At 54.3% G+C, this 9,934-nt stretch carries 8 protein-coding genes; 2 read left to right on the forward strand and 6 right to left on the reverse strand.

The window, feature by feature from the left end:
• The coding region (locus IK012_RS12200; RefSeq protein ID WP_367273794.1) for a hypothetical protein at window positions 1-228 on the reverse strand (228 nt) is incomplete at its 3' end.
• 168 nt (window positions 229-396) lie between these two features.
• Here IK012_RS12200 and IK012_RS12205 point away from each other — a divergent pair.
• Both IK012_RS12205 and IK012_RS12210 read left to right on the forward strand, forming a co-directional pair.
• Window positions 397-1,476 (forward strand): ABC transporter permease subunit, encoded by a 1,080-nt coding sequence (locus IK012_RS12205; protein WP_290955005.1) that lies wholly within the window; start codon window positions 397-399, stop codon window positions 1,474-1,476.
• Entirely contained in the window at window positions 1,469-2,647 is a 1,179-nt protein-coding gene (locus IK012_RS12210) for an ABC transporter ATP-binding protein (RefSeq protein WP_290955007.1), read from the forward strand. The genes IK012_RS12205 and IK012_RS12210 overlap by 8 nt, the downstream gene beginning before the upstream one ends.
• 179 nt (window positions 2,648-2,826) lie before the next feature.
• Here the strand turns inward: IK012_RS12210 and IK012_RS12215 are convergent, their stop codons facing one another.
• From IK012_RS12215 to IK012_RS12235, 5 genes are all read right to left on the reverse strand, one after another.
• On the reverse strand, window positions 2,827-3,129 hold the full coding sequence (locus IK012_RS12215) for a GIY-YIG nuclease family protein (RefSeq protein ID WP_290955009.1): 303 nt from the start codon (window positions 3,127-3,129) through the stop codon (window positions 2,827-2,829).
• A gap of 271 nt (window positions 3,130-3,400) precedes the next feature.
• A complete protein-coding gene (locus tag IK012_RS12220; protein WP_290955011.1) occupies window positions 3,401-5,065 on the reverse strand; it encodes a diphosphate--fructose-6-phosphate 1-phosphotransferase in 1,665 nt (554 codons plus the stop codon).
• A 145-nt stretch (window positions 5,066-5,210) separates the two neighbouring features.
• Entirely contained in the window at window positions 5,211-7,466 is a 2,256-nt protein-coding gene (locus IK012_RS12225; RefSeq protein ID WP_290955013.1) for a CotH kinase family protein, read from the reverse strand.
• 358 nt (window positions 7,467-7,824) lie between these two features.
• Window positions 7,825-9,618 (reverse strand): aspartate--tRNA ligase, encoded by a 1,794-nt coding sequence (gene aspS / locus IK012_RS12230; protein ID WP_290955014.1) that lies wholly within the window; start codon window positions 9,616-9,618, stop codon window positions 7,825-7,827.
• 209 nt (window positions 9,619-9,827) lie between these two features.
• Window positions 9,828-9,934 (reverse strand): IS3 family transposase (locus tag IK012_RS12235; protein ID WP_290950874.1); only part of this gene is annotated, 107 nt, incomplete at its 5' end.

Genomic DNA, 9,934 nt, shown 5'->3' on the forward strand with positions numbered 1-9,934 from the left:
AGCACCGTGAACGGTACCGGCAGCGCCACCTTCGGACTGCATTTCAAACACGCGGGGAACCTGTCCCCAAATATTCTTCTTGCCTGCAGCACTCCAGTTGTCGGCGTGCTCAGCCATAGGACTAGACGGTGTAATCGGGTAGATAGCCGCAACTTCGCTAACAGCAAACGCTACGCTAGCGGTGGCTTCGTTACCATCACACGCAATCATCTTTTTTGCCATGTATATCTCCAGTTTTTGGTTGAATTTTGAATATTAAAATCCATGGGTAAAATTAGATAGAAATTCGGGAAAAAAATAACGAGGCAATGAAAAAAAAGGCTCCAAACAGGCAAATTAGCGTAAATAAAAATTAACTCGGAGCAAGTGGCTTAAAATTATTATATTGCCATTCCGATGAAGATACGCCTCACACAAGAAACCTTGAACCGGCTGAAGCGCTTCCGCAAGAACAAGCGGGCGTTCTGGTCGCTGTTGGTGCTCGTGGTGGCGTACCTGCTTTCGCTCTCCAGTCCGTGGACGGTAAACGACGAGCCGCTCGTGCTGCGTTACGAGGGCAAGACGTATTTCCCGGCGTTCGTGCGGTACAGCGATGCGGACTTTGGCGGAGAATACCAGACCGAAGCCGACTACGCAAAGATTTTCGAGGCTGTGCGCGAATGCGAGGAAGATGCCGCCGAGGGATTTACCCGCGCGGGCGGTTGCCCCGAGATGTGGGCGATTATGCCCCCGATTGCGCATGACCCCTTGAAGGCAGACCTGAGCGAAGACGGAACGCCCCCGTTTGCCCCGAGCGCAAGGCATTGGCTCGGAACCGACAGCAACGGACGCGACGTTCTGGCGCGCCTGATTCACGGGTTCCGCATCTGCATCAGCTTTAGTTTGCTATTGACCTTGCTCGGCACGTTCCTCGGCATTGTCATCGGCGGTATCCAGGGCTACCTCGGCAAATTCTGGGATATCGGCATGCAGCGCATGATAGAAATCTGGTCGTCGCTCCCGATGCTCTACGTGGTGATTTTGATTGGAAGCATTTACGGGCGCAGTTTCTGGCTGTTGATATTGATTATGGCGGCGTTCAACTGGATTTCGCTGAGCTACTACATGCGTGCGGAGTTTTTGAAGCTGCGCGGCATGACTTACGTGCAGTCGGCGAAAGTGCTCGGCATGGGACACCGCCACATATTCTTCAAAGAGATTTTGCCGAATGCGCTGACCCCGGTGGTGACGCTGTTCCCGTTCACGTTGATTGGCGGTATCGGGAGCCTCACGTCGCTGGACTTCTTGGGATTCGGCCTGCAGCCGCCTACACCCAGCTGGGGCGAGCTTATGAGCCAAGGCCTCAACAACCTTTACGCGCCGTGGATCTCTGTAAGCACGGTCGCCGCACTCTTTGTGACGCTACTCCTCACGACGTTCGTAGGCGAGGGCGTGCGTGATGCTATGGATCCGAAGTCGGGGGACAGGTATGTCTAATACTTCGCCGGTTTTGCAAGTGCGCGACCTCTCGGTGGCATTCGGGTTCGACAAGAACGGCAACCCGCGTGACGGCGTCAAGCCGGTGCAGGTCACGGACCGCGTCTCGTTCGAAATCAATGCGGGCGAGTTCTTCGCTTTGGTGGGGGAGTCGGGCTGTGGAAAAAGCGTTACAGCGATGGGAATCCTGCGACTGTTGCCTCAGCCGAGCGCAAGGATTGTAGATGGGGCGGTGCTGTTTGCCGCGGGCAATTCAGGTGCTGATAAGGACAGCGCTGATGTTTCTGATTCTGGTATAAACCGCGCGCCGGTTGATTTGGCGAAGCTCCCGCTGGCCGAACTGCAGAAAGTGCGCGGGTCCGAAATCGCATGCATATTCCAGGAGCCGATGCAGGCCCTGAATCCGGTCGTGACCATCAAGAAGCAGTTGCTGGAAGTGTTCAAGTTCTGTGCGAAATCTAGCGCACTCTCTTCCGAAAAAAAGGGCGCTGTTTCTACCGGCAAGGCTTCAAACGGCGCAGTTTTAAACGGCGCGAAGTCTGGTGGTAAGGACTGCGCCGACCCGCTGGCGACAATCCGCGAGATGCTTTTGCAGGCGGGCTTCAACGATCCGGACCGCGTTCTGGACGCCTACCCGCACGAACTTTCGGGCGGCATGCTCCAGCGCGTTTGCATCGTGATGGCGCTCCTCCCGAAGCCCAAGCTCATCATCGCCGACGAACCGACAACGGCTCTTGATGTGACGGTGCAGGCGCAGGTTCTCGCCGTTCTCAAAGATATGGCTGAACGCACCGGCACGGCGGTACTCCTGATTACGCACAATATGGGAATCGTCTCGCAGTATGCCGACCGGGTGGCGGTGATGTATGCGGGTCGCATTGTGGAATGCGGGCCCGTGCGCGACGTGATCGACAACCCGCTGCACCCTTACACGCAGGGGCTCCTGGCCGCCATTCCCGAAAACCACAGCGACATGCGCACCATGAAATCCATTCCAGGTTCCGTGCCGCACCCGCGCGACTTCGTGGCTGGCTGCCGCTTTGCAGACCGCTGTTCCGCATGTGCAGAGGGCAGCGCAGAATTGCAGGCCAAATGCCGCTCGTGTGAAGTCCCGCCGAAAGTCGGCGAGTCTCATTTCGCCTGCTGTTTTGCGGCAAACGACGCCGTTTAATCACAGCAGTCATGCTGACGAAGGTCAGCATCGGATTATCTTACTAGACAGGGACGATCTGACCCTGAGCGTCCTCAGGGTGACATTCCGACCCAGCAGTCATGCTGACGCAGGTCAGCATCGGGTATAAACATTCCGCCCCTGAAATGAGTTCAGGGTGACATGCGGGTGACTAGACGTCATGCTAAAATAGAGGAGGATAAATCGTCCCAAGTAGGGTTGTTTTTTCTGATGAGATTCTCTTTCCATGGCCGGTGCCATGTTTTGAGTTGTTTTTCCCTAGCAATAGCATCTTTGATAGAAGAAAAACATTCAAAATGAACAAGCTTATGTACGGAATATCGAGCGGTAAAAGATGTCTCGTTGATTTTTATTTTATGCTCAAGAAATCTTCTAACCAGGTTGTTGGTTACACCAATATATAGGACACTATTGCTTGTATTGGACAATATGTATGTGTAGTATGTATTGTTTTCTTTCATACTAGAAAAAATATATTCTAAGCACGACAGATAATGACATTCTAGAATAAAATTGCTGACCCTGAGCGTCCTCAGGGTGACGGGCGGTACCGATTCGTCAGGGTGACAATCGGAAAAAAAAATCCCTGTCGAATGACAGGGACTTTTAAATTCTAACGAATTCAAAGACGATGTTTATCGGAGAGTGGATGCAAGGCATTCGTGCCCCGTAGCGTACAAGTCGTACGTGAGGGGGCACGGCAACGAAGCAGACGCCTCCGAGAAACGAGTCTTACTTGACTTTCAGAGCGCCGCGTTCGAGCTTAATCGTGAAGTTCGTGACGTCGCAGACTTCGCTCGGACCCCAGTACTGGATCGGACCCGGGTAGGTGTAGGATTCAGTCTTGGCCCAGACTTCGCGGTTCTTGGCGAAGAACTTGAACGGAGCGCCGTCGAGTTCCACGAGAGCCTTCTGGATAACCGGCTTGTCGGCACCGTGACGACGTTCGATGTTCATCATCATGGTGATAGGAATGCCACCGGCGGTCCACTTTTCGATGCCCTTCGTGAGGTCACGCACAGAGCTCATGTAGCCGTTCATCTTGTTGAAGGCGAGCACGGAGGCGGTGAAACCGAGGCTGTAGCAGTAGTCGGCGTCGAAGTTCGACGGAGCGGCGCAACGGCCTTCGTAACCGAAGAAGTGGTTGAGGGCGGAGAACTTGCCCTTGAAGGTCTTGCGGCTCTTGAGTTCCTTCTTGACCATCTCGATGATGAGCTTTTCGGTTTCGATGAGAGAAACCTGCACGTTGCCGTGGCTATCGCGGTCGAGCATCAGCTGGCCCTGAGTGGTGGAGGGGAGGCTCTTGAGGACTTCAGCAGAAGCCTTGGAGATCCAGTTGCAAAGCTTTTCAACCTTGGCGGCGGTGTCGAGGCCTTCGACTTCCTTTTCGTGGTGAGCGAGGGCTTCGGAGAGTTCGGAAATGAGCACACCAACATCAGGGATGAATTCGAGGAGGCCTTCCGGAATGAGGGCCACACCGAAGTTCTTGCCGTCAGCAGCACGGGCAGCGACGATGTCAGCCACGTACTTGATGACCTGCTTGAGCTTCATCTTCTTGGCCTTGACTTCTTCAGAGATCAAGCAGATGTTCGGATGGGTCTGGAGAGCGGCTTCGAGAGCGATGTGAGAAGCGCTGCGGCCCATGAGCTTGATGAAGTGCCAGTACTTCTGAGCGGAGTTGGCGTCGCGCATGATGTTGCCGATGAGTTCGGAGTAGGTCTTCACGGCGGTGTCGAAACCGAAGGAGGTTTCGATGTATTCGTTCTTGAGGTCGCCGTCGATGGTCTTCGGGCAGCCGCAAACCACGCAGCTAGCGCCGTTGGCCTGGAAGTATTCACCGAGAACAGCAGCGTTCGTGTTGGAGTCGTCACCACCGATGATCACGATAGCGTCGAGCTTCTGAGCCTTGGCGACAGCCATGCACTTCTTGAACTGTTCTTCAGTTTCGAGCTTGGTACGGCCGGACTGGATGATGTCGAATCCACCAGTGTTGCGGTAGGAGTCCATGATCTTTTCGTTGATCACGATGAACTTACCGTTCTCGAGGCCAGACGGGCCACCGAGGAAGCCGAGGAGCTTGCTCTTCGGGCTGATGCTCTTGATACCGTCGAAGATACCCGCGATCACGTTGTGTCCACCAGGAGCCTGGCCACCGGAGAGCACCACGCCCACGTTGAGGGCCTTACCGGCAGCAGCCTTGGTAGCCTTCTTCATGGAGATGTACGGAGCACCGTAGGTGTTCGGGAACAGAGCCTTGATCTTGGCCTGGTCGCGGACGGATTCGGTGGGCTTGCCCTTGACGAGAGCGACTTTGAGAGCGCCGTCGCGGAGAGCGGCGGGGAGTTTCGGCTGGTAGGCCTTGCGAGCCTTGCCGAGGACGGACAGATTGTCAGCCATTGTTTCTTCCTTTTGAATTGTTGCGCAGTCTGTAAACCGCGCAGTTCGGGTTAAAAATTTTGCGAGATTAAATATAGTAAAAATACTTCAACGGAAAAGCCCGGCTATTCGCCGGGCTTGTATTGAGGAGGAGAACAAAACTTTGTTACTTGAACTGAGCGGTGATATTCGTCTGCCCGTTGATCTGAATCTTGTGCGGGTTCTCCGTAGAACCGTCAGACCATGAGGAGAATATCGAGCCGTTCGAAGGAACCGCGGTCAACTCCATCTCCATGCCGGAGAAGAATTTGCCCTGGTAGTTGGACTTCGGGAGCTTCATGCCATCCACAAGCACCGAACCGGTTCCACTGACATTGATGCTCACGTTGGCTTCGCCCGAGAGCCCGAAGTAGCTGGCCATTTCCTGCCTGAAGTTCTGGGTGCGACTCTGGGCGTATCTCAGAATGTCGCTGCCAGAAGGCGACCAGTTGTACTTCGCCTGGTTGCGGGGCCAGCGCTGTTCGTCGCGGGAACGTTCGGAACTCGGAATCATGGCGAGCTGGTCCTGCACGGCCTTCTGGACCTTTTCGTAAGTCAGGTAGTCGTTCAGGAGGATGCAACCCTGGTTGATGAACAAACGCTTGAAATCGGGGTTTTCCAAAAGCTTCTTCAGCATGTTTCCGATAGTGGTGTTGCCGCCACCCATACCCATGCCCATTCCCATGCCGCCGCCCCACTGGCCCTGACCGGGTTGCTGGCCGCCCTGGCCGTTCATCGTGGCGCTGCCGAGCACCCACTGGAACATGTTTTGGCCTTCGGTGTCGAAGCCCATGACGCCCGGAGTAAATCCGTAGCCGTGGTCCACGTCGAAAATCATGAACTTGAAGGGATAACCGTTTTGCGGGCTGCCCCACGCGCGGATATTGTTGTTGGGCCAGTCGCCGTTATGGATATACATTTCGGCAATCATGTACTGGGCAAAACTGTTGACGTTCATCTTTTGCTTGAGCTGCGCGTAAGACTGGTTGTTTTCGCCGGCGAAGTTTCCGCTGGTAATGGAATTCGTCAGCTGGCCGAATTCAGAACTGGAGGCTCCGTTCGTGCCGCTGGGAGCCCATCCGTTGACGCATCCCTGTTCGCCATTGGAGCAGTTCTTGACGACGTTGATGGACTTGGAATCGATGCCGTAGTTGGTCTCGACAAAACTCCTGTTCAAGCGTTCGCGCAAGTCGTGGATGCCGAAGTATTCGCCATTGTAGAACACCACCACCTGGAGGCTACGCTGGTAATCCACCTCGGTACCTTCCATAAGGCTCACCAGCATGGGGTCGCCAAAGTAGTCGGTCCAGAAACGGTTGCCGTTGTTGCGCAGGTTGAAGCTCTTGATCTTCTTCGCTTCGGGGCGCGTGCTGAAGAAGGAATACTTCAAAACCTTGTCGCCGTAATCATCGTTGTCCATCTTGATGGCGACGCTCTTCTTGGGCTTGTAGCGGCTGTAGTTACCGATAATCGAAATGCCGGCGTCGATTTCCCAAGTCTTCTCGGTGGATGAGCTTCCTTTTTCGAAGTATTCCACGTGTACGGGAAGTTCGTCGTCTTTCCAGAAGTTCGCCTGCCTGCAAGGCTCGGTGCACTTGGGATTGTTGGTGTCGTCGCCACCGATATCAAAACCGCCGCCCCATTGACCCTGGCCGCCCTGGTTCAAGTCGCCAGTAGCGTAAAGACCCGCGCTGGAGTCGAACATGTCGTGATGGTTCACGGTAAGCGCCACCACCGGTATAGAGACGTTCTCGTTGATGAAGTAAGTCTGCGTCGTCGTGTCCGCCGCCTGGCCGTTCACGAATTCGGAGCAGCGCACCACGGAGTTCTTCGTAATCTGCTTGGGCTGCGAAATCTGCTCAGAATTCTGGGTGGGGAAGGAGCCGTCGAAGGTGCACTTGATTTGTCCGCCCTTCTGCGGTGTAGGCGGATCGATGGTCAGGTTCCTGTAGAAGCCCGCCTTCGGGAGGAACGTTTCCTTGGCCTTGTGGTTGTCGTCGTATTCCTTGAGCCCGCTGGAAGAAGACTGGTCCTTGACTTTGGACGAAGAACTCGACCTGGGGTTCAGCGCCGAGCTGCCGGGCAAAAGGGTCGAAGAGCCTCCCGGGATTCCGTTGCTGGAGAGGCCGGGAACAGAATTGGAGCTGCCAGGAACGACGGCAGAGCTCATAGCCGAAATAGGGGTCATCTCGCCAGTTTCCGGATCGATATAAACGGGAATCTCCTCACCGCTCACCGGATCTACATATGTACCCAATTGGGTCGAATCAATAGGCAAAGCGCCGTTATCACCGGAATTGTCCACTGTAACAGGATCATCGGAACAGCCGGCCAAAAGCGAACCGGCTATGATGAACGGCAAAAGACTGTATTTTCTCTTCATAATTTTCCCTAGATAATTGTTGGCTTTTTATATCACCACCCTCTAAATCTAGAGAATTCGGCCATTTTTTAAATTTTGTAAACTTTTTGTTTACATGAGTTTCGGGACATTATGTGCCGCTTTGATATGGAATCCCGATAATTGAAAACGGCATGAGATATAATATCCCGATAATTGACAAAAATCGACCAAAAATCATTTACATATAAATTAACAAAACAAGATTTTCACTCGATTTAACCCCTTCACAGGCATCGAAATCCGGAAAAAAATCCACAAAAAAAGCCCCGCTCGAAAGCGGGGTCTTTAAATGTTGACTCGTCATCGCGAGGCCCCGTTAGGAGCCGCGGCGATCCAACTACTTCTTATCAGCACCCTTGGGCATCTGCACGGAGATGTGGATGTCCTGCAGCTGCTGCAGATCCACTTCGCTCGGGCACTGGTCCATCGGGCTGGAAGCGCTGGTGTTCTTCGGGAATGCGATGAAGTCACGGATAGATTCTTCGCCTTCCATGGTAGCCACAACGCGGTCGAGACCGAATGCCAAACCGCCGTGCGGAGGAGCGCCGTACTTGAAGGCGTCGACGAAGAAGCCGAACTTTTCCTTCACCTGTTCTTCGGAGAGACCGAGCAGGCGGAACACCTTTTCCTGGACTTCCGGGTTGTGAATACGGATAGAACCACCACCGATTTCGACACCGTTAAGCACGAGGTCGTAAGCTTCGGCGTTGCAATCCTTCAGGTTGCCACCGAGCATCATGTCGAGGTGTTCAGGCAGCGGGTTGGTGAACGGGTGATGCATGGCCATGTAGCGGCCTTCGGTGTCGCTGTATTCGAACATCGGGAATTCGGTAATCCACACGAATTCGCGCTTCTTCGGATCGCGGAGGCCCTTGATGCGGGCGACTTCCAGACGGAGCTGGCCCATAGCCGTAGCAGCAACCTTTTCCGGACCGGCGATGAAGAACATCATGTCGCCGCACTTGGCGCCGACAGCGTCGCGCAGTTCGTTGAGCTGTTCGGTCGTGAAGAACTTGCCGACCTGGGTTTCCACTTCGTCGTTTTCCTTGACGCGCATCCACACAAGACCCTTGGAACCGTACTTGCCCACGTAGGCGGTGAGTTCGTCGATCTGCTTGCGGGTGAAGTCCACGCAGCCCTTGGCGGCGATACCGCGGATCTTGCCACCGGCGGCAACGCAGTTCTTGAACACGCCGAATTCGGACTTGGCACCGATTTCGGAAACGTCGTGGATTTCGAGGTCGAAGCGAAGGTCCGGCTTGTCGGAACCGTACTTGAGCATGGCTTCGTGCCACTTCATGCGGCGAATCTTCTTGGGCGGTTCGAAGTCCCAGACCTTGCCGAGAACTTCGGTCACGAACTTGTCGAACATGGCCATCACGTCGTCCTGGTCCACGAAGGACATTTCGACGTCGATCTGCGTAAATTCAGGCTGACGGTCGGCGCGGAGGTCTTCGTCGCGGAAGCACTTCGCAATCTGGAAGTAGCGGTCCATGCCGGCGATCATCAAAAGCTGCTTGTACTGCTGCGGAGACTGCGGGAGGGCGTAGAACTTGCCCGGGTTCACGCGGGACGGCACCAGGTAGTCGCGAGCGCCTTCCGGAGTGGACTTGCAGAGCACCGGAGTTTCAATGTTTTCGAAACCGTTAGAGTAGAAGAAGTCGTACACGGCCTTGAGGAAGCGGCTCTTGAGGAGGAGCTTCTTCTGGATCCACGGACGGCGAAGGTCGAGGTAACGGTACTGCAGGCGCAGGTCGTCGTTTTCCTTGCACTCTTCGTTCGGGTCGTTGATGGCGAGCGGGGAGGTGAGGGCGGCGTTCAAGATTTCAATCTGTTCGATCTTGACTTCGATTTCACCAGTGGCGAGCTTTTCGTTGGTGTTGCCTTCTTCGCGGGCGTAGACCTTACCGGTAACGGTGATCACGTATTCGTTGCGGAGCTGTTCGGCGGTCTTCATCACGTCGGCATTGTAGTCCGGGTTGAAGACGATCTGGGTCTTGCCATACTTGTCGCGGAGGTCCACAAAAATCACACCACCATGGTCGCGGCGACGATCCACCCAACCGGCGAGTGTTACGGTCTGGCCAACATCTGCCTTGCGCAGCTGGCCGCAGTTATGAGTACGTTTCATAGTTAGTCCTTGAAAAATTTTTCGGCGGAAAATATAGCAACTTTTTATACCAAGGGGGGAGGTATCCCCCTCGCAAAAGCCCCGTTTATGCCATCCTGAGCGCAGCCCGTAGGGCGAGTCGAAGGATCTTGACAAGCATTTCAATTTCAAAACGGGTCTTTTTCTACCCCCTCGAATGAACTGACCCCAAAAAGTTGGACAGTTTAAAGTTAGGATAAAACAGCGTTATGAGTCCGGTATTGTACAGGACTCATTCCGTTTAGGCGCAGTTTTATCCGGTCATTGTTGTAGTATTCAATATATTTTCTCAGTTCCC

The sequence above is a fragment of the Fibrobacter sp. genome, assembly GCF_017551775.1.
Taxonomy (GTDB): domain Bacteria; phylum Fibrobacterota; class Fibrobacteria; order Fibrobacterales; family Fibrobacteraceae; genus Fibrobacter.